Below are 18683 nucleotides of genomic sequence, written 5' to 3' on the forward strand. Positions count from 1 at the left end.
GTGCACATGCTTCATGCGGAAAGATGCGAAATTGAGGATCTTCTCGACGATCTCGGGCATTCTGACTGCCTTCGTATGTGCGGCTGTGCTTGCGGCTCCACAGGCGGCCGCCACGGACACCGACGTCAAAATTCAGGAGCAGTGTCAAACTCAGTACCCGGCAACCAGCAGCCTCAAGGCCGGCACCGCCTACCTTCTGGACGAACACAACGCCTACACGTGGCGATGTAAGCAGGATCCGATCGGCTCGGCCAAAGCCGTCACGGACCTCTCTGTCGATGTGCAGGCCTACTGCACACGACACAAACTCGGCAATGCCATGGCTCGCGACATCTACAACGCCTACTCCTGGAAGTGCGCCACAACGCCGATGCCAGGCAGCGGTGACAGTTGGATCGACTGCTCCGGAACGGCGGTCTGCACGAAGTACTGGTCGCGTACCAAGACCAAGGACATCAACAAGGAGCTGGGCAGCGCGAAAACAGCCGACAACACTGTGCAATACGCCGCGGCCGCGATCTGCGGTCTCGCCGGCTTCATGGCAGGCGGTGGCCCAGTATCCCCAGCAACAGGGGCCGCACTTGCCGGGGTTGTCGGCACCGCGTGCAAACAGGGCATCAACACGATCTTTCCCAACGACTTGAACGGACTCGACACCGCCACGGCCGCCGCGGTCACCGCCAACGGATGTCTGCAGGTCGCTTTCCCGAAAGATGGCGGCGCCGGGCCGCGGAAATGGAGCTACACCACTGACCACGGATACTGCTGGGACAAGTGACGGCTGTTTCCGTCCGAGGCGAGGTCACCATCGAGGTGACCCCGCCTCTGCTTCAGTGGGGTCTGGCCGCGAGAAGCCCGTTCATAATTCGGCCAAGCCGTAGATTCGGTGTCGGAGTGTCCGATTCGGCGATGCTAGACTGATGACAGTTTGGCAGTCTATGCTGTCGATATGACTCGGCGACTAGTGGTAGGGATGCTGAAGGGCGGTGCGGCCAAGAGCACCACTGCCTGCCAGTTCGCTATCTGGCTCTCTCTGCTGGGCATGGGCCCGGTCCTGGTGGCCGAGGCCGACACCGATCTGATGGCGCTGGAGTGGATCAACGCGGTCCGCGAAAAGCTTCTGGCGCTTGGCGGCGGGGATCGCCGGCACCGGATCGATGTCGTCGATATGACCCATGGGCTGGCCCGTCTGCCCGAGATGGAGCGCAACTATCGCTACTGCGTGGTGGATGTCGAGCCGAAGCGCGAGAAGCTGCTGCGGGAAGCGCTGTGGCGGCCGGAGCGCAGCGACAAGAACGGCAACCGGACGGATCTGATCATCCCGGTCAAGCCGTACCCGGCCGATATTCGCAAGCTGCCGCAGACGCTCGCCCTCGCGGCGGAGGTAGACAAGCACAACCCGGTGATTCCTCGCGTGCTGATGGTGCAGGTGCGAATGAGCGCGGGCCACGCCAAGGAAGTGCCCAACCAGCTCGCGGCGGCGGGAATCCCGACCTTCAAGACCATGATCATGTTGAAGGAGTCCATCGGCTACAGCTTCCGCACCACCTACGTCGATAAGTCGTACTCCGACGTGCTCGGCGAACTCGACATCGTTCCAACAGAAAAGGATTCGACCAATGGCTGAGCCCCGTGAGATCCGTGCAAGTGAAATCCAAGCGTCTGTGGCCTCGGCGTTGGCCAACGGACCGCAGCTCGCCCCTGCCTCCGCTCCGTCGGACAAGGAAGAGCTGCTGACGTGGACGTTGAAGATGGACCCGCAGCAGGCGGCCGACTGGGACAGCCTGGTCGCCCGGTTGGCGGGTGCCACGGGCAAGCGCGTCGGCCGGTCCAAGGAGGCCATCAACCGCCGTCACATGGTGGAGGCCTTGGTCAAGCTCGCCGAGGACGACACCGAGGTGTGGGACAAGCTCGTCGACGCGATTCGAACCGGGAAGCCGTCGTAACCAGTCGAACAAGAGGCCCGGAGCGCAAGCTCCGGGCCTTTTTCGTGCTCCGGCCTGGTGTCGGCCTGGATTTCGTCCCACATATAGACTGCTGACAGTCTGCATTGCTAGACTGTTAACAGTCGAATCGGACGTTATCTCAGGAGAAGAGACCATGTCGCAGCTCAGCACACTGATTCAGCCGACCCACATCGCTCGCACGCTGACGCACCGAATCGGAAGCGCAGCCGAATTCCTTTTCCGCACCCCCACGCTGCTGTTCGCGCTCTTCGCCGCCGCGACCGTGCTGCAGGGCGCACTGCTGTTGACCGTCAACCGCGCCCCCGCCGAGACGATGATCCCGATGACTATTACCGCGCCCCGCGTCGATGGATGCGTAATGCTCTGCGTGGAAGCCGATTCCGCGCCCTCTGATCCCGCAGCGGCGGCGGATCCGGCCCCCACCCCTGTCCTGAAGGCGCACTCGAATTCGACGGCGGCCGCGACCATGTCGACATCGCGCTGCTGGATGTTCTGCTCCGCACCGACGCCAGCGCCCGCTGGAATCGCCGACGACTCCAGCGCCACATGGAAATTGAACCTGTAGCGCATCGCACTTTCCGGGCCGCATCGCATCTGCCCGGAAACGGGCATCAACCTCGAACGATGGACCACCATGGATGTGGACCCGATGAGAAGTGTTGTGGCGCAACAAGATCGATGCCGAAAATTTGTCAGAGCCAGGCGCTATCGTGCCGAAACCACCGCAATTCAGACAAACCCGAAGGGGAGGGATGACCATGCTGGTCATCAACGGCGACCGCGAAATGCCGGGAACCGAGAAGAAAGTCGTCGGCTGGCTGCAGTCCCACTCGGCGAACCCGGCGATCGCGATATCGGGCTGCTACATCCCCGACCGCCGCGGCCGCCGCAGCGAGGAAGCCGACCTCGTGGTCATCACACCGCAGACCTGCTTCGTCATCGAGGTCAAAGGCATCCTCAAGCGCGCCAGCGGCGAGCTGGCCTGCCCGATCAACGCCCGCTGGCACCTCAGCGGCGTCACCGGTGACCCGATCCACGTGCGCGCCGGTGACAACAACCCGATGGACCAGGCGACCGGCCGCATGTACGACCTCAAGGCTCTCGCCGAACAGGCAGGCGGGCACGACCTGTTCGTCGCAGGACTGGTCCTGGTGATCCCGCACTACGGCACCACAGTGACCCTGAACAAGGGGCCGATGCCGGTCGGACGCGATGTGCTGCTGGGTGATCGGCCCAACGAGCTGCTGGCCCAGCTCTACCGCGCCGGTCGCCGCAGCGAAACCCCATGGACCGCGGACCTGGTGCTCAAGCTGCTCGCCGCCTTGGAAATCCGCGACGTCGCCGTCTCCTACACCGAACTGCTCGGCCTCGGCTTCCCGTCCGAGCACGCCCCGGCTGGCCGGGAGCAAGCGCCGGTCGCTGAAACATCGTGGGAGCCACCGCCAACCACCACCGCGTTGCCGCCGGTGACCTACGCCGACATCGACGCTGGCCCGACGGTCATCGAGAACCGCGACTTGGGGCGCACGGACAGCTACACCGCCGACGATTTGAACGACGACTACGCAGTGCCAGTCACAGCCTCGAATTCGAGCAGAAGCCGCGGCCGCCGAACGCCGGTGCGATCCGCAGTGGTGGCGGCCGCCGTCTTCGCGGCGCTCGGCTGCGGACTTTGGTACGTCACGGACGGCAGCAACTCCGACGCCAGCGACAACCCACCCTCTCCGAGTTCAGTCACTGAGCAAGCGCCGGCACCTGAGCAAGCCCCAGCGCCTGCACCGGCACCGATGACCGAAGCGGCACCGGCGCCCGCGCCAAAGGGTTGCTATCCGTTCCAACCGAACTGCTGATGATGTCGACCAGACGACATATGACACTGGGGCAGATCCGAAGGGCCACCGAGCTGCGCGCGATGGCCACACAAACTAGTCGGTCGCAAAGGATAGGCTGCGGTCGTGGTGAATGTCGGAGACAAAGTCCTGCTCGTGGTGGGCGGTGTGTCCGTATTCGAGGTTCTCGAGATGGACGGCGACCGCGCCGTCGTGGAGTCGGTCGAGAAGAACGCGCCGGGCTGTTTCCCGTTCAGCACCGAAGTTGCCATCCTCGTCCCCGCCGACCCAACCTGACGGACCCGCGCCGCTGTGGAATGCCCCGACCTCGACCTCCGGCTTATCTGGCAGAGACTGCGCTCCGGGCTGGCCATCGAAGCCCGCCGCGCGACATGCGAAAACCATTGTCAACCAAGGTGGTTGGCCGGGGCTGAACTCCGCTGAACTCTACAAGTACATGCAGATCGTGGACCGGTGGGACAACGCGCTGCAGGGTATCGGGCCGTAGGGATATGACCCCCCCGGTACACAAATGTCGTTACGAAAATAGATCGGCACCGAACCGGCTGCGCCGCAAGCTCTTCCAGCCTCTGACCAGCAATTTGACGACACTGCCCTATCGCGTTAACCTTTCCGCCCATCGGGCACACATGCGCCCATCCTGAGCTCCAGCCCCCGGCTGGAGCTTTTTTCATGTCCAGGTTCAAGGCCCTCGGCGATGCGCTGGGGGCCTTTGTCGTTTCTCGGAAGGGTTTTCATGTCGGTTGATGCGATCTCCGCCGCGTTGGCGAGCGGCGGTTGGACGGTGTTTTGGGTGCAACTCCCTGTGCTGGTGCTCGCGGTGGCGGTCATCATCGTGGCGACCACCGCGCTGTGGCGGGCCAGCCCGGAAGATATCCCTCGAATTTTCGAAGCCTTCGCGAAGGCGTTCGGCCGAGGGAGCGAGAACACCCCACGAGACGATGGCCAGCGTGAGATCGAGCGCGCACCGCGCCCGGCCGAGACCGAAGACGAGGAGCAGGCACTGTGAGCCGCCGCCGTAAACGCCACGACGCTCTTGCTGAGCACGTCGCCGACAGTTTCCTCGACACCGCCCTCCAGCAGGTGGTCGCGCCTAACGCGCTCCTCGAGGCATACCTCCACCACAGGGGGGCTCTCGAAACCATCGCAGACGAAGTGGATTACGACGTCAACGCCGTACGCATCGCGTTGCACTACGACATCGCCCAACTTCGCTCGACCACCGCCAGCGATGCCCTCGTGGCCTACCTCTACGAGGACGAGAGCCGAATCAGGCGCCGCTGCTCGATGTGCCGCGGTGTCCTGCCCAGCCGCCACAGCAAACGCGGACGGCCACGGAAATACTGCAGCAACGCATGCAAGCAGCGTCACTGGCGAAACGGAGAGATGCCCCGCAAACCCAACCGGGTTCGGGTCTCCGGGCGGCGGGGCGAACTCGGCGTCGATCTGTAGGCGTCGCCCGCAGCCCAACGGATTCGACGTGATTGTTGGACACCGTCCCGGTGCCTTGGATCCTGGCGATCCCGGCCCGACCGGGACGGTGTCCCACGAATTGATGGTTTCGAGACGCAGCCACATAGAAGGACAGGGGCGCTCTATTCGAATGTCGAGAGTCGGTTGGCGGCGCAGTCTCGATCAACTTGGCGTTCGCTAGGGAGGGATTCGTAGTAGCGGCGAAGCGATTCCGCGTCGATCAAAATCTTGGCGCCGTAGTAGCGGGCCGCGATCTGTCCTTCCCTGACCAATCGCCTCAGGGTGGACTCGCTCAGTCCGGTGGCTGTATGTGCTTGCGCCACGCTGTAGCTGATCTGCTGGATTCGCTCGGAATCGTCGGAGGCGCGTGCTCGATCGCTGCTCATGCGCCTCTCGATGCACGAAAGCGCCGGCGGCTGCGCTCGCTGAGCCCTGAGGGGTCCCTGGTCGGTGTGAAAGCGGGCACGGCCATCGAATCGATCGCATCCCGAATGTCTTGTGCGGCAACCCGCCATGCGCGACCTGCTTTGCGGGCGGGCAGCTTCCGCGCTCTGATTTGCTTGAGGTACCAGTCCTCGGTCACCGCAAGCATCTCCGCGGCTTGCGCGACCGTGTAGAGCCGGAGGCCTGCATCCGGTGGGGACGTGTCCTCCGGCGGCGTCTGGGCGGCCATCTGCGGAATTCGGCGTTCCAAGGCGCGCATCAACCGGGCAACCGTGTCTCCGTTGCTGGGGTCTGAATCCGTTTTCTGCTGGTCGCTGCACGCATGCATCGTGGTACCGACCTCGGAGCGGATAGGCATCGCCGAATGCTGCCATCTGCAAGCGCCGATGTCAGCCATTCTCATTTGAGCCGGGACAACAGTCGGCACGGTGCAGCGTCGCACCATCGTGACGCGCGCAGACCTGCGGAAGGTCGATCTCGCAGGCGTGCCACTCGAAGGGCTGCGCTGGTCGGAGCAGACCACCCAATGGCCCGACTGCTGGCGCGAACAGATCAAGGAGGACTCTGTGCACATCGAAAACGATGTGTACGAGATCCACTATGGCACCCACACACGAGGCCGAAACACGTTGGTGTGAGCCACGGCCGGGTTAAGCGTCCGTCGCAGCCTACGCGGCGGACGCTTCCCTTTCGTTTTCGCTAGCCAGACCAGGACTCGGACCCCGAACCCGCTGATCAAGAGTCAGCTGCCCCACCTCGAGGGGGGTTTCGGACAGCGCGGCTCGCAACCGAATCCGGCCGCGAGCCGCGAACCGAGCAGCTCAGCTGTTGGTGCCGCGGTAGGCGGCGGCGAACAACCCGAGCATGGCCACGAGGACGGTGATGGCCGCGGTCGCGTCCACCAGCAGGCCGGTTAGCGCCGCCGAGGCCAGGCTCAACGCCAGCGCGAGTAGCGGGTGAACGGGCGGATCTTCTGGAGAACCTGGCGGTCTGAGGGGTTGGTGGACCGGCGGCTTAGATACGCTCATCAGTACCTCGATGTTCTTTTGTCAGGGCATTTCGTGGTCGGCTGCCTCGTCTGGTGCAACAGACGGGGCAGCACTCGTTTTCGGCGAGCTCTGCCGAATCTAGTGACTGGTGAAGTTTTTTCGGGGTCAGGCGTGACAATACTTTGTTGTTTTTGCCGCCTCGAAGCGCGCCGTTCGGCATGCGCATGATTGCGCCTGTGCCCAACGTGTCCAAACATCCTGCGTATGAGGTAAAACAGCGTTGCGCATGAGTGGATTTGCTGAGTGCTAGCCGATGCCGGAAGTCGTGTTCTCGATGGCCACTCGGCCACTACTGCGGAGTTCGGGGAGGTACTTGTAGATGGTGCCGCGCGAGACTCCGAGCAGCCGTGCCACCGTTTCCTCCGGCCGGGTGAGGATGGCGCGGGCTTGGGGGATCTGCTCGACGGTCATCGCTGGTGGCCGGCCGAGGCGTTGCCCGCGTGCGCGGGCGGCGGCCAGCCCTCGTTGGTGCCGTCGACGATCAGCTCACGGATGAACTCCGCCAGCGCAGCGAAGACGTGGAACACCAGACGCCCCCGGGTGTGGTGGTATCGAGGGCTTCGTGCAGTGACCGTAATCCGATGCCGCGCTTACGAAGTCCGGCCACGATCAAGATCAGGTCCTGCAGACTGCGGCCGAGCCGATCCAGTGACGGCACCACCAGAGTGTCGCCCGGGCGCAGGTAATCCAGGCACGCCCACAACTCCTCGCGTTCGGCGTTCTTGCCGGACTTCTTGTCGGTGAAGATCCGCTGGCATCCAGCCGCGGTGAGCGCGGCGACCTGACGGTCGAGCAGCTGGCCCTTGGTCGACACCGACGAGAGCACCGCCACCGCCGATCGGATCGAGCGCATCACCATCGAGGGCAAGCGGCTCGGCGACGGCGAGAGTACGGGTTTGACCGGGCATGGCCCGGACTGTACGAGAAAGGTCTGACAGGACTTGTTGAACACCAATCGTTTTCGACACGTTTGTTGAACACCGATCCAGTTCGGCCGTCCTGACGATTCGACCCATCCGGGTCGGTGTTCAACAAACGAACGATTCTCGACACTTACGAGGCGGGTGCCGTCGGCACGGCCACGGTCGGTGGCCAATCCTGCGGCTCGACATTGGCGGGCTTCTGGCTGAGGTCCTGATCCCAGTCGAATACCGGTGCTGGCGGCCCCCATTGTTTTGGGGCAACGAATGAAACAGTCCCGCTACCGAAGCTCACCTTCATGAACCTGGCATCGCTGGTGAAGGTCGCATGGTGGAACGAGACGTCGCCGGTGAAGGCCGAACCTTTGAACGAGACGTCGCAGGTGAAGGTCGCACCGTTGAACCAGGCGCTGTGAGCGAAGGTCACATAGTGGAACCAGATTTTGCCGGTAAAGGTAGCGTCTCCGAACTCGGCGGTGCGGGTGAAGGTCGCCTCTCCGAACTGAACGTCGCCGGTGAAGGTCGCGTCGTGGAACCAGGCACCGCCGGTGAAGGTCGCATTCTGGAACCAGGCACCGCCAGTGAAGGTCGCACCGCCGAACTGGGCTTTGCGGGTGAAGGTCGTGTCTCCGAACTCGGCGATGCTGGCGAAGGTCGCGCGGCTGAACTCGGCAGAACCCGCAAACGTCGCATTGCTGAAATCGGCACCTTCCAGGTAGGCATTGCGGAAGTCGAAATCGCTTGTTGACCAGCTGTATTCGGTGGGTGGGCGGAGGCGGTTGGCAATGACACGGAGGATGGTCGCGCGGACTTCCCGGTCGTTCTGCCGGTACTCGATGTGCTCTTCTGTCTCGCCGCGAACTCGCCCATGGTCGATCCGGGGGGCTTTGACCACGAATTTGGTGCGCCCGCTAGCACCGTGCTCGGTATCGTAGGGCAGACGGAGGTATCCGCACAGCACGTCGATGCATTGCTGGCGGCGCAGGCCTTCGGATTCGTCGGCGACGCCGGCCATGGCATAGACCCCTGCGATACGGACCGCGACATCGGTGGCACCGAGTTGGGCGGCCGCAGCGCCGAAGCGTTCGACGAACCGACTCTGCTCGAGGTCGCGCTGGCGGCGGTAGGCGATGACCAGCGCGACGACGCCGCCCACGCCGGCGACGACGGTCAACGCGATACGGGTGACGTCGATCTCGGCCGCGGTCTTGCTCACGTCGACGGGTGTAATCCACCGAAGGAACCCGTAGGCGGCGACGGCCACACCCAGGCCCGCAGCGAGAGCGAGTAGGACCGCGGGCAGCAACTGGATCCGTCCCGTGCGGCGCCTGAGCGACGAGCGGGAGTCTTTAATCAACCACGTGCGCAACGCGGTCGTGGTTGAACGTGCCTGCGCGCCAATGGCGCTCACCCGCCCGGACATTGCTCAATTCTGCTCGACGCGATGTCCTGCCACCGAGCACTCCGTTCACTCCGATGCTGAGCAGCACGTTCGAGTGTCGAAGAACCGATCAATTCTCAACAGCTACCGGCGGGGGTTGGCGATGTCTAAATGCTATGGAAGATGACGGTGCAACAGGCGCGCCTATATGTACCAGGCGGAACCCTCGAATCGAGCGCTGCGTGTGCTCGATTCGCGTCTGGGAAAGCCGGTAGTCGTTGCAGGTCAGGGGCATTTGTTGAAAGCGCTTATCGACAATCCGCCCCTGACCTGGTGTTTGCTAACCCAATCCCCTTGATTTGCTGGACGTTTGCTAAGCTCATAAACTTTGGCGTAGCACATAGACATGCTCGGCGGTGGTGGGCAAGACTGGCAGGTATCCCGCTCAAAAGGGTGCTGCCCCCGCCTGTTCCAGCAGGCGGAGGCAGCTGTACGTCCAAATGTCCGATCGCGAAACCAGTACATAGGAGCGCTTGTGAGCGTAACGCCGCCTGACGAACAGGCATACCCCTCTAGCCCCCCGGATCCGCCGGAGAGAGATAGCGTTCATCCATTGCTGGCGCTACTTCTCGCCGTCCTCCTTGCGTCTACGGCGGGCATCTTGGTCGGCTGGGAGGCCGCTGTGACCGTGCTGATCGCAGTGCTGGGCTTGTTCGTTGCCTACCGAAGCTCCAGGTCCTGATCCAGCTATAGAACGAAGGGCGCCCGGAAATGCCGGGCGCCCTTCGTGGTTTGCTCAGGCATCGGCGGGGCGTTACGAAAGTTATGTGTGTCAAGTTGCACCTGCACGCCTGCCGATTGACCTGCGCATTCTCGTTCCTGCAGCCGCTGTCGGGACTTGTGTTCCCAATGCGCTATATTGATCTCGCTGGGCATAGTTGTGCCCCGGGAGTCTCGGTCACCTGACCGGGACTTTTTTCGTTTCAGCACACCAAGATTCACCCACCAAGCCCTCGGCGCTACGCCGAGGGCTTTTTTCGTGTACGGAGGTGCCTTGTCCACCCATATCTCGGTCGTCTCGTCGCTCCTGGCGGCGGGGCTGTGGCCGTTGCTGATCCTCGTCCTCGCCGTGGTCGGGATAACCGCTGTTGCCCTGCTACGGGCGGAGAAGCAGGATATCCCTGCGGTCTTCGCGTCCTTTGCTCAAGCTTTCGGGTTCCGCAGAAGCTCCGGAGGCCCGGTGATTCATGGCGGCGACGACAAGGCGACCGCGCCTGTTGAGGAGACGGACCGGCCCGAGGAGGCATTGTGACTCGCCGTCCTGTCCGCCGCGACCGAATCGAGGAGCGAGCCGCCGACAACGTCGACATCATCGAGTTCCGCGCAGCAGCCACCGAGGCGATCAGCAGCGTGAAGTGGAGCGAGGGCGTCGAGCCGCCGACCATCGAACAGCTGAGCTGTTTGATTGACGGCCTGGCTCACAGTGATCTCGTCGGCGGCGAGGTCGCGCTCGATTGGCTCAAAACGGTGGCTGACCGTCTGGAATTCACTGGCCCTGTCGGGCCCGCACGTATGGAAGTGGCGCGCAAGCTGGCGCAGATCCGTCTCGGCATAGGTGCCAAACACAAGTCGGACGGATTGATCTGGTGCGACTGGCACGGCTACACCGAGCCACTCGGCTTCAAGGCCTGTGCAGCGTGCCCGTGTGAAATGCCGACCGGGCGCGTCTACGGCCTCGACGGGATAGGCCGCCCGCGACGGCACTGCACCAACGCCTGCCGACAACGTGCCTACCGGCAACGTCTTCGGGACCGGTTCGCCTGAACGGCCCATCCGTCAGACGTTCGGATCAGACCTATCTTTCGAGCATCGTGAACGAAGAGATCCATTGGTCGATTTCGGTGTCTTTCCGCAGCCTTCTGACAAGATCGTCGAATTTGGGGTACGAGTGGGCGGTCACGCTGATCGTGCGCCGGGGTGGCTCGTTCCTCGTCGAGAAGAACCAGTGATTCACGTGCATCACCTTGACCACCAGTACGGAATCGTCGCTTTCGAAGGTGAGTTCGTCGCCGACGCGAGGTAGCGACAGCGCGTTGACGGTGAAGTCGACACCGTCGTCGCGCTCTCCATCCGCAGGAACAAACACGTGCAGGTCGTATCGAACCGGCCCCATGAGAGAGGTGGGCGCGGGATTCTGTTCGGTTGTCACCCTCCCATCGTGCGGGAAGCCGCGTCGTGTATGCGGCGAATTACGTTGCCCGGCCGTGTGTTCCGCATTGTCTGTCAGGGTGTCTCTGAAACGGTTTTCTGTCGGTGCACCGGCGGATACTCAACCCATGACCACGAAGACGGCACCCTGGTTCGGTCGAGTTCTCAAGTGGCACAAGATGCTTGATGGGCACGCGTGCGCTTACCGCGGTCGCGTGTACACGATCGTGAAGCCCGAAGGCGAAGAACGCTGGCACTTCACCGTGAACCCGGACTACCCCGCCGCCGAACCGTTGTCCCGGTGTGGTGGTCCCGGGCTGGCGAGGTCGCTGGAACGGTCGCGCCCGCTGGCTGAGGCGTGGCTGCTGGTCGATCCCGCGGACCGCATCGCGGGTGCGCCGAACTTCATGTACGCCGTGCGGGGTGACCGCCCGGGGTTCGGCGAACTCGGAGAGTTGATTGTGTGGACCGACGCTGACCAGGGACTGCTGCGGATCTGCCGCAGTGTGCCGTGGTCGCCCGGTGACCCGAAGCTGCCCGGCCCGCTCGTCGCGACAGTGCAGCCCATCTTCCACCGCGGCGGCCAGATCACCCACTGGCGCACCGCCGGGCCCGACGGTACACACTGGGACAACTCCGCGTACTGGTGTGAGGCGTGCCGTCTGGTCGAAAGCCGTGCCTGACTGGGGGATTACCGCCACTTTGCCCCCTTGTCGGCGGCTAGAATTCGAACATCCATTCCCGGAAATTCCACCGAACCGGCCCGTACCCTTGCCGCGTGACGTACGACCCTGACGAGAAACTCGAGCTCACCGACGACGGCTATCTGCCCAATGGCGCGGACGTCGACGGCATGATCGCCGAAGGGTGGGAACAAGAACTCACGGCTGTCTGGTGCACCTACCACTACTACGGGGAAGGCCCTCCACTCCCCGACGTCGAGAGTTCGGACTCGCAGGAAGGCGTCCCCTCCGTCAACGAGTTTCGCCGCCGTCGAATCACCGAGAAGGAAAAATACGCCGCGGTCACTCCTATCCAAGCGTTGGCAGCCAACGCCCGACTGGTCGAACTGCTCATGGATTACCGCTTGAGCGTCATGGAAGATGCACGCTTCGACGGGAGGAGCTGGACCGAAATCGGTGACGCCCTCGGCATGACCGACCAGGCCGCATCCGACTGGCATCAGCAGAATCGCACCGACACGCGATAGCGCTTGCAGTACAACCGAATTCGTCCTGACCAGCGAATAGTCCGGTACGGGGGATCGTCGATGTCCGAGCACGTGCCCAGGCAGTGGCGTCAAGTCGCCGGCGGTTTCCAGATCATCCCGGGAACGTCTGTCCGAGCGTCTATTCCGAGCACAGACCCCGTGCTAGCGGGGGCGTCGCCTACAACGGAGACGTCGCGGAACTATACGCCGAGGCCGAAGGCATCACGTTCGGCAGTCGCACGATGAAATGGTCCCGTCAGCCCGCTAGTCACTGCCCTGCTCTCGAAGGAAATCGTCCAGCCAGTCCTCGCTGCGGTTGACCACTGCGGCAATCATCCCCATGGTCGACTGGAGTGCGGGCTGTCGCTGCGTCGACTCCTCGTCCGGCTCATGGTCGTTGGGTGTCTCGCCTTGGTTGGCCTTAAAGAACTTCATCCGCTCGATAGCGGGCATCCACACCGCCGCGGTCCGGTCCTTCTCGTTGAAGTACGCCCCGCCCCGTTCGATCACGATCTCCTCGGCGACATCGGAGTCGAGCGCCACGAGGGTGTTGTGTAGCCAGGGGTAGCGATTGTTGCGGAAATCGGGATCGCGATTCCAGTTGGCGAAGCCGAACGTGGCCGTGGTGTGCGGGTCTTCGCCATGGTCGGCCGTCCATGCACGCTCAAGCGAGGCCATATAGCGGCTGTAGTGCTCGTCGACGACGCCGTCGTCTCCGGCCTGCAGCGGGATGACTTTCTCGACAACAGGACGACGTCGGGGGTCTCGTGGATCGAAGGTGACGTGTCGTATCTCAGAGTCCGCCACTTGCACTCTCGCCATAGGTCGGCGGGGGAGCGGTCTGCCCGAGGCCAGGTAGTCGACGAGATTCCCTTGCCGGGCATTCAATTCGATCGACCAGTCCACGTACTGGTCATTCCGGACGCCGTACCTCACGTAAAGCTCGGCAGCGGTATCTCCGTTAGTGGGTCCCAGCTCACCAACGAACTCGTTGTACTCAAGACCTAGCGGCGGCCGATATCGCCGGATCTGCTGTTTCTTGTACGGCTTGTTCCCGCGGCTTTTTCTGGTCGACATGGCCGCCGAGCTTACGACGAGTCGCCGACACCTCCGTTGAGATTCGGCCTCGCGCGACACCGACCGCGCATCCGACACCCCGTCGGTGGACTCGAACCCTGAACCCCTTGTAAGTCCTAGCCGCCGTTGGCCGGAGGTGGTGGGCTCCGCTGCCGACGGCGCCCACCGGTTCACCCCGATGCTCGAACCACATCACGCTCTGCGTGAGTCCGGGGGCAGAGCGTCCCGCTACCAGGAAACCGCTACTGCGGGACTTAATAAACCACGGGTGGTCGGGTTCAACAAACTGTGTTGGACGTCAAACACTTCCAACGTGCATCACCGCTGGTCGTGGCCTTCAATCTCCGTGGATTGAGTGTTGGATATCTATCTTTCGCGAGTCGGGCAATGGAGTTGGACCCGATGCGGCGGCCTCGAATTCGGTGTTATCGCAACGTGATTCTTGGACTGTGTTGCTATCGGACGGTTTTTGGTTCCCGACTATTTACCGGCCCTTGCCTGGGCTGCTTGGCTCGTGGTTGCGCCTGCGGCTTCGTGTCGCGGGGGTGGCCAGGCCTCGCGCACTGCCGATGCGTGGGGTCCTGGTCTTCGAGTCCCTTTGTGCTCGAACCACATCCATTGCGATCGGTCATAGGTGCCATCGGCACCTATGACCGATGAACATCCGGGAAGGAACCTCGTGGACCAAATGGCAGATACCCCTGCCTCGAGCGCGCATCCGCTCGCCGATTCGCAGCCAGGCCGCGCCGATGCGGAAGTCCGATCAGCGGGCAATCCCGAGGCGGTCGCGCCGAACAGCGATGCGCCCGACATTGCGGTTCGGCCGCTGACCTGGCAGACAGTGGTGCTGATGCTCGGTCTAACGTCGGTGTGCCTGATCTTCGCCGGTGTGCTGATCGGTCTCGGCGCGGTGGATCCACAGCAGGGCACCTGGTGCACGGTGGTGATCGCGTTGGCGCTCAACGGCGGAGTGGTCCTGGACCGCCGAGCGGGCGGATCTGGCGTTCGCCGGATGCGCGATGCATTGACTGTGCTGCTGGACCCTCGGGATCCGCGGTAGGCGCGCGCCGCGCGGCGAGGTCCGGCAGATGGTGCGGCCGGACCCCGCGCGGTTGTTCGCTTTCACGCCAACATCTTTGGTGGGCATCGCCGCCAGACAATGACCCACCGCCCCTGTTGCCTCAGACTGCACCCAAATTTGCGTATGAGTGAAAGGGGAAACGCAGCCGCGACCGGGTGAAGGTGTGGGTTCGCCCCGGAAGTTGCTGCGGGAAGAACCATATCTGGTCCTACGTATCTAGAACATGTTCAGCTGGGCGTTGAATAGGCCAGATCACGTGACTACCGAGGTCACCAAGGTTGGTCCGAACGAAACTGTGCCCAGAACCACGAGCATTGAACACGTTGTTGGACAAAATCCTTCGTCCACCCGCGTCAGTGTCTGGGTGGTCCGAAGGTGTTCAACGCCCAGCTCACGTCTGTGTCCGGTTGGACACATGGTCGCCTTGGATGGGAGATCCCATTTGTGGGGTTCCTGGAGATCAACTGCACTGGTTACGCCACATAGAATCGTTGCGCCCTCAACCGAGAGTTGACGGCAGTGCGCCGTTCATGGGATCCGCCAGCTCCTGTACACGTGCGTACGAGACCGAAATACCGAGCACCACAGTTCGAATCAGGCTGCACCCGCCAAATTTGCGTGGAGTCCGCGGCGCATGGGAGATTCGCCGCGCTCGACCTGGTCGCGAGTACTCGCGAGCACGCTCCAAGTCGATGAGGGTGAAACACTTTGCTGCGCAAGGGGCCTCCGTGCCGAACCTCGAAGGAGGAACCGTGCGCACCCCCTTGCTACCTCTGGTTATTGAGGCCACGTATACATCTGGTCGGACGAGTGACACCGGGATCGGTGCGCGCGGCCGCCGGTGGTGCTTTGGTGTGCCCGCCGCGCCCGATGACGGACATAGTGCCAGGTGAGCCGCACCGTGAGCGCGCAGGTTGGCGATACCGCCTCGCTGATCGTCGATAAGTGCAATGCGGCCGACTTCATGGAGATGCTCCGGCGTCTGCAGCAGGCCTCCGGCCGCAACCCAGGACAGATCTCGAAATACGCAGAGCTTCCGCGCTCTACCGCATACCATTTCGCGTCCTCCACCAACCATTCCCTGCCTCGCAAGGCCGAGCAGCTCGAAAAGTTCTGCCGCGGCTGCAAGCTCACCCCTGAGGAAATAGATCAGGTCATGCGCAACTGGGCGCGGCTCGGAGGTGCAGGCGGAGCCGCGGTGCAGCCCAAATCCTCCGCAGTGACAGCGGAGGACCCCACACCGCAGATGCAGGACCGGCTGCTCGACGACCCCGCTGGCCAGCGTCCAGTGACGATCGGCGGCAGCGTGCGTGATGTCCACATCATCTACAACATCGCCTCCGATCCAGCGAGCTCGCTGAAGCAGAAGCCGCGGCGGCCGCGGCAGTTGAGTTCGATCGTGATGGTGCTGGCTACCGCAGTCACCGTTTCCCTGATGATCGATCTCGTCGCGGCACCGTCTCATCTCACGCGCGCCTATGCCGCCGCCTGGCAGGCACCATTGAGCCAGACGACCCTATGCGCTGTTGTCCTGCTCTGGATGGTTCTCGGTGTCCTGCGCCGCATCGGCTACGACGAGCGGCGCTTGGCGTGGTCTCGGCTGCGGTCCTGGTCCGCGCTGGCCGCCATGCCGGTGATCTCGCTGACCGCAGGTACCGCTGTGGGCTTCTACAGCCCGACCCCTGTCGTCGCAGGCACCGCCACCGCGGCGATGACATGGGCGGTGACCGCGTTGTGGTTCGCATCGATCGATCTCGGCGAACTGCGCCGAGTCCTCGCTCATGCCCCCGCGCTGGCCGCGCTCGGCCTGATCTTCGGGGCGGGTACCAGCGCCGGCATCGGGGTGCACCGACTGCCACTCGCACCTGCAGCGGTCGCTGGAGGGTTGACCGCTGCTGCGATCATGCACCTTCTCGGCAAGATCGTCGCACCGCTGATCGAGGCCCGCGACCCGCTCACCGCCATCGACAATTCCATCCAGAAGAACACCCCGCTCACCCACGACAACATCACCACTCCAACACCTCCAGCGGACATGTCGCCCCCCGGCGCGCAACGCCCACCAACCGGCAAACGGCACAGGAGAAGTCGCAAAGCATCGAGGCGCCAGCCAGGTTGGGGCCGCGCTCGGCGAAACCGCCGCCGTGACACAGCGAACCTCGTGAATATCGGTGCCCGCCGCCGCCGAACCTCGGAATTGCCGCCGCTGCCTCGCCGCGCCCCGTGGGCGCACACCTTTGAGGACCTGCTGGGCCTTACACCGGACACCAGCTTCGGCGGCCTCGGACGAGATAGCCGCGCATCGGTCATCACCATGGAGCGGCAATCAGTGCCCGCGTACGAGATCATCGCCCGTATTCGGCGCGAACGTGAGCAAGCCTCTGGACGTGAACCAGGCGGCGCACGCACAGGAACCCAGCTCGGCCCCTACCGTCTGCAGGCGCTGCTGGGCAAAGGCAAACACGGCGAAGTCTACGAAGCCTACGACGAAAACCGCTATCGGGTCGTCGCCCTCAAACTGATCAGCGGCAAACTCGCGAACAACCACCACTACATCGCTCGCCTGCAAGAAGATACGCGCGCCGCCGCGGAGCTGTGGGAACCGCACATCATCCCGATTCACAACTGGGGTGTCATCGACGAAGTCCCCTTCATCGACATGGGGCTGGGCACCGGCACCGATCTGCAGCGCAAGCTCAGCCATGGGTCACTCGCCCCGCACGACGCAGTAGACATCGTCGAACAGATCGCTTCGGCGTTGGATGCCGCCCACGACAGCGGGCTTGCCCACGGCAATGTCAAGCCATCCAACATCCTGCTCACCCACGCTGGATTCGCCAGCCTCGTCGACTTCGGCACCGCCCCGAACTTGGACGAAATCGCAATGAGCGCCTACCAACTGGACCCCGACGCCTATACCGCGCCGGAAACGCTCCACGGCAATGGACAAGCCACCCCCGCGACAGATGTCTATTCGCTGGCGTGCGTCCTGTACGCCTGCCTCACCGGCGCTGAGCCGTCCGGCGAAAACAAGAAGCCGCTGCCACTGAGCAACGTGCAACCCTGGCTGAGATCCGCCCTGGCTGCGGTCCTCAGCTGCGGCATGGCCAAGAATCCCATCGACCGATATGTCACCCCAACCGCCCTGGCACGGGCTGCGCGCGCCGCTGTAGGTCCGGCGCCCACACAGCCAGCCAACCCAGCATTGCCGCGTCGAACACCCGGAGAAGCCGCCGCGCTCGAGATTCCTGGATGGGCCGAGAAGAACGGCATCCTGCGATTGGATTCAGGCCTCTCGCCAACAACAACCTTGGACTGGGGACCAGACGCGCCGTCCAACAAGCGCCCCATTCCGCCGCCGCTGCCGAATACCGGGTACCGCGGAATTGCCTATGACGTGCCTGCCGACTACACCGAATACCGGAACGCGGGGTACGAGCTGACCGAGGCGGAGAGCAACTATCCGCCGGACATCAACATCAACCAGGGCTATGGCTTCCAGAGCCGGATATTATGACCTACCCGACGAGGACTGGACGAGGTAGCGAGCCTCGCGAAATCCCCGCTGCCGCTGCGGCGCGTGCCGACGCCGCAGCGGGGGTTAGGACTCATTCGGACCTGACTGCGCGGTCGCACTGCGCCACTGGGGGTGCCCGGGGACGCAGTGCGACCACCGACGATGAAGCCCAGAGCGTGGGCTATTCGCGTCGGCACACCTGGCGTATGCCGAGCAGTCCGGTGAACACGGTCAGGAAGACCGGCACCGCGCTCGACCAGTCCGTGAGCAGACCCACCGGTGTCGCCGCGACCATCGCGGCCGCCAAGCTCACCAATGGATGCGTCCCAGGTGGGTGCGGATTGGCCGGCGGATGGTTCTGCTGTTCGTCGGGTGGGATGGTTACCCTACTCATTGAGCTCCGTTCTCATTCATGCAGTTGGTGGCGGGGTTTTTCACAGCTGACCCCCACCCCTGGTCGGGTGGGGGCAGCGCCAAACACTGGAAGCCTATGAGGCCCAACGCGT

The 18683-nt window shown here is 63.4% G+C and carries 22 protein-coding genes and 1 pseudogene; 15 read left to right on the forward strand and 8 right to left on the reverse strand.

The window, feature by feature from the left end; translation table 11 throughout:
- Window positions 1-13: 13 nt before the first annotated feature.
- From ACQP0C_RS41840 to ACQP0C_RS41875, 8 genes are all read left to right on the forward strand, one after another.
- Entirely contained in the window at window positions 14-778 is a 765-nt protein-coding gene (locus ACQP0C_RS41840; RefSeq protein WP_433734879.1) for a hypothetical protein, read from the forward strand.
- 195 nt (window positions 779-973) lie between these two features.
- Window positions 974-1627, forward strand: a complete 654-nt coding sequence (locus tag ACQP0C_RS41845) for a hypothetical protein (protein WP_433734878.1) — start codon at window positions 974-976, stop codon at window positions 1625-1627.
- Window positions 1620-1946 (forward strand): hypothetical protein, encoded by a 327-nt coding sequence (locus tag ACQP0C_RS41850; protein ID WP_433734877.1) that lies wholly within the window; start codon window positions 1620-1622, stop codon window positions 1944-1946. The genes ACQP0C_RS41845 and ACQP0C_RS41850 overlap by 8 nt, the downstream gene beginning before the upstream one ends.
- Window positions 1947-2100: 154 nt before the next feature.
- Window positions 2101-2532, forward strand: coding sequence for a hypothetical protein (locus tag ACQP0C_RS41855; RefSeq protein WP_433734876.1), 432 nt, complete (start codon window positions 2101-2103; stop codon window positions 2530-2532).
- 187 nt (window positions 2533-2719) lie between these two features.
- Window positions 2720-3817 (forward strand): nuclease-related domain-containing protein, encoded by a 1098-nt coding sequence (locus tag ACQP0C_RS41860; protein WP_433734875.1) that lies wholly within the window; start codon window positions 2720-2722, stop codon window positions 3815-3817.
- A 105-nt stretch (window positions 3818-3922) separates the two neighbouring features.
- Window positions 3923-4093 (forward strand): hypothetical protein, encoded by a 171-nt coding sequence (locus tag ACQP0C_RS41865; protein ID WP_433734874.1) that lies wholly within the window; start codon window positions 3923-3925, stop codon window positions 4091-4093.
- Window positions 4094-4553: 460 nt separating this feature from the next.
- Window positions 4554-4826: a hypothetical protein gene (locus ACQP0C_RS41870; protein WP_433734873.1), complete on the forward strand. Its 273-nt coding sequence runs from the start codon at window positions 4554-4556 to the stop codon at window positions 4824-4826.
- Window positions 4823-5269, forward strand: coding sequence for a hypothetical protein (locus ACQP0C_RS41875; protein ID WP_433734872.1), 447 nt, complete (start codon window positions 4823-4825; stop codon window positions 5267-5269). Before ACQP0C_RS41870 ends, ACQP0C_RS41875 begins: the two co-directional genes overlap by 4 nt.
- Before the next feature lie 143 nt (window positions 5270-5412).
- Here ACQP0C_RS41875 and ACQP0C_RS41880 read toward each other — a convergent pair whose 3' ends face one another.
- On the reverse strand, window positions 5413-5676 hold the full coding sequence (locus tag ACQP0C_RS41880) for a helix-turn-helix domain-containing protein (RefSeq protein WP_433734871.1): 264 nt from the start codon (window positions 5674-5676) through the stop codon (window positions 5413-5415).
- Complete coding sequence (locus ACQP0C_RS41885) at window positions 5673-6092, reverse strand: helix-turn-helix domain-containing protein (RefSeq protein ID WP_433734870.1); 420 nt, start codon at window positions 6090-6092, stop codon at window positions 5673-5675. Before ACQP0C_RS41885 ends, ACQP0C_RS41880 begins: the two co-directional genes overlap by 4 nt.
- Before the next feature lie 70 nt (window positions 6093-6162).
- Here ACQP0C_RS41885 and ACQP0C_RS41890 point away from each other — a divergent pair, with 70 nt between their 5' ends.
- On the forward strand, window positions 6163-6372 hold the full coding sequence (locus ACQP0C_RS41890; RefSeq protein ID WP_433734869.1) for a hypothetical protein: 210 nt from the start codon (window positions 6163-6165) through the stop codon (window positions 6370-6372).
- 183 nt (window positions 6373-6555) lie between these two features.
- Here the strand turns inward: ACQP0C_RS41890 and ACQP0C_RS41895 are convergent, their stop codons facing one another.
- The 3 genes and pseudogenes from ACQP0C_RS41895 to ACQP0C_RS41905 all read right to left on the reverse strand — a co-directional run bounded on the left by ACQP0C_RS41895 (window position 6556) and on the right by ACQP0C_RS41905 (window position 9126).
- Entirely contained in the window at window positions 6556-6762 is a 207-nt protein-coding gene (locus ACQP0C_RS41895) for a hypothetical protein (RefSeq protein WP_433734868.1), read from the reverse strand.
- Between the two features lie 267 nt (window positions 6763-7029).
- Window positions 7030-7642 (reverse strand): annotated as a pseudogene (locus ACQP0C_RS41900) (recombinase family protein).
- Window positions 7643-7836: 194 nt separating this feature from the next.
- Window positions 7837-9126, reverse strand: a complete 1290-nt coding sequence (locus ACQP0C_RS41905; RefSeq protein WP_433734867.1) for a pentapeptide repeat-containing protein — start codon at window positions 9124-9126, stop codon at window positions 7837-7839.
- A 1012-nt stretch (window positions 9127-10138) separates the two neighbouring features.
- Here ACQP0C_RS41905 and ACQP0C_RS41910 point away from each other — a divergent pair.
- Both ACQP0C_RS41910 and ACQP0C_RS41915 read left to right on the forward strand, forming a co-directional pair.
- The gene (locus tag ACQP0C_RS41910) at window positions 10139-10396 is read left to right on the forward strand and encodes a hypothetical protein (RefSeq protein WP_433734843.1); all 258 of its coding nucleotides are present in this window, start codon (window positions 10139-10141) and stop codon (window positions 10394-10396) included.
- Window positions 10393-10908 (forward strand): hypothetical protein, encoded by a 516-nt coding sequence (locus ACQP0C_RS41915; RefSeq protein ID WP_433734844.1) that lies wholly within the window; start codon window positions 10393-10395, stop codon window positions 10906-10908. Before ACQP0C_RS41910 ends, ACQP0C_RS41915 begins: the two co-directional genes overlap by 4 nt.
- Before the next feature lie 31 nt (window positions 10909-10939).
- Here ACQP0C_RS41915 and ACQP0C_RS41920 read toward each other — a convergent pair whose 3' ends face one another.
- Window positions 10940-11293 carry a hypothetical protein gene (locus ACQP0C_RS41920; RefSeq protein ID WP_433734845.1) on the reverse strand — a complete coding sequence of 118 codons (354 nt, stop codon included), beginning with the start codon at window positions 11291-11293 and terminating at the stop codon, window positions 10940-10942.
- Window positions 11294-11420: 127 nt separating this feature from the next.
- Between ACQP0C_RS41920 and ACQP0C_RS41925 the strand changes: the two genes are divergently transcribed.
- Together ACQP0C_RS41925 and ACQP0C_RS41930 are read left to right on the forward strand one after the other, a co-directional pair.
- Window positions 11421-11975, forward strand: a complete 555-nt coding sequence (locus ACQP0C_RS41925) for a hypothetical protein (protein WP_433734846.1) — start codon at window positions 11421-11423, stop codon at window positions 11973-11975.
- A gap of 95 nt (window positions 11976-12070) precedes the next feature.
- Complete coding sequence (locus ACQP0C_RS41930; RefSeq protein WP_433734847.1) at window positions 12071-12502, forward strand: hypothetical protein; 432 nt, start codon at window positions 12071-12073, stop codon at window positions 12500-12502.
- A gap of 264 nt (window positions 12503-12766) precedes the next feature.
- Here the strand turns inward: ACQP0C_RS41930 and ACQP0C_RS41935 are convergent, their stop codons facing one another.
- The gene (locus tag ACQP0C_RS41935) at window positions 12767-13579 is read right to left on the reverse strand and encodes a hypothetical protein (RefSeq protein ID WP_433734848.1); all 813 of its coding nucleotides are present in this window, start codon (window positions 13577-13579) and stop codon (window positions 12767-12769) included.
- Window positions 13580-14267: 688 nt separating this feature from the next.
- Between ACQP0C_RS41935 and ACQP0C_RS41940 the strand changes: the two genes are divergently transcribed.
- Together ACQP0C_RS41940 and ACQP0C_RS41945 are read left to right on the forward strand one after the other, a co-directional pair.
- Entirely contained in the window at window positions 14268-14639 is a 372-nt protein-coding gene (locus ACQP0C_RS41940) for a hypothetical protein (RefSeq protein WP_433734849.1), read from the forward strand.
- A gap of 910 nt (window positions 14640-15549) precedes the next feature.
- Complete coding sequence (locus ACQP0C_RS41945) at window positions 15550-18177, forward strand: serine/threonine-protein kinase (protein WP_433734850.1); 2628 nt, start codon at window positions 15550-15552, stop codon at window positions 18175-18177.
- Between the two features lie 181 nt (window positions 18178-18358).
- On the opposite strand, the gene ACQP0C_RS41950 is transcribed toward ACQP0C_RS41945, so the two are convergent.
- Complete coding sequence (locus ACQP0C_RS41950) at window positions 18359-18571, reverse strand: hypothetical protein (RefSeq protein WP_433734851.1); 213 nt, start codon at window positions 18569-18571, stop codon at window positions 18359-18361.
- Window positions 18572-18683 lie beyond the last annotated feature (112 nt).

It is taken from the genome of Nocardia sp. CA-129566, from assembly GCF_050956075.1.
In the GTDB taxonomy this organism is placed as follows: domain Bacteria; phylum Actinomycetota; class Actinomycetes; order Mycobacteriales; family Mycobacteriaceae; genus Nocardia.

Excerpts from the sequence above, each read along its gene's own strand:
- ACQP0C_RS41840 (WP_433734879.1), top strand. The coding sequence starts at position 14 with ATGCGGAAAGATGCGAAATTGAGGATCTTCTCGACGATCTCGGGCATT.
- ACQP0C_RS41845 (WP_433734878.1), top strand. The coding sequence starts at position 974 with ATGCTGAAGGGCGGTGCGGCCAAGAGCACCACTGCCTGCCAGTTCGCT.
- ACQP0C_RS41850 (WP_433734877.1), top strand. The coding sequence starts at position 1,620 with ATGGCTGAGCCCCGTGAGATCCGTGCAAGTGAAATCCAAGCGTCTGTG.
- ACQP0C_RS41855 (WP_433734876.1), top strand. The coding sequence starts at position 2,101 with ATGTCGCAGCTCAGCACACTGATTCAGCCGACCCACATCGCTCGCACG.
- ACQP0C_RS41860 (WP_433734875.1), top strand. The coding sequence starts at position 2,720 with ATGACCATGCTGGTCATCAACGGCGACCGCGAAATGCCGGGAACCGAG.
- ACQP0C_RS41870 (WP_433734873.1), top strand. The coding sequence starts at position 4,554 with ATGTCGGTTGATGCGATCTCCGCCGCGTTGGCGAGCGGCGGTTGGACG.
- ACQP0C_RS41880 (WP_433734871.1), bottom strand. The coding sequence starts at position 5,676 with ATGAGCAGCGATCGAGCACGCGCCTCCGACGATTCCGAGCGAATCCAG.
- ACQP0C_RS41885 (WP_433734870.1), bottom strand. The coding sequence starts at position 6,092 with ATGCCTATCCGCTCCGAGGTCGGTACCACGATGCATGCGTGCAGCGAC.
- ACQP0C_RS41895 (WP_433734868.1), bottom strand. The coding sequence starts at position 6,762 with ATGAGCGTATCTAAGCCGCCGGTCCACCAACCCCTCAGACCGCCAGGT.
- ACQP0C_RS41905 (WP_433734867.1), bottom strand. The coding sequence starts at position 9,126 with ATGTCCGGGCGGGTGAGCGCCATTGGCGCGCAGGCACGTTCAACCACG.
- ACQP0C_RS41925 (WP_433734846.1), top strand. The coding sequence starts at position 11,421 with ATGACCACGAAGACGGCACCCTGGTTCGGTCGAGTTCTCAAGTGGCAC.
- ACQP0C_RS41935 (WP_433734848.1), bottom strand. The coding sequence starts at position 13,579 with ATGTCGACCAGAAAAAGCCGCGGGAACAAGCCGTACAAGAAACAGCAG.
- ACQP0C_RS41940 (WP_433734849.1), top strand. The coding sequence starts at position 14,268 with ATGGCAGATACCCCTGCCTCGAGCGCGCATCCGCTCGCCGATTCGCAG.
- ACQP0C_RS41950 (WP_433734851.1), bottom strand. The coding sequence starts at position 18,571 with ATGAGTAGGGTAACCATCCCACCCGACGAACAGCAGAACCATCCGCCG.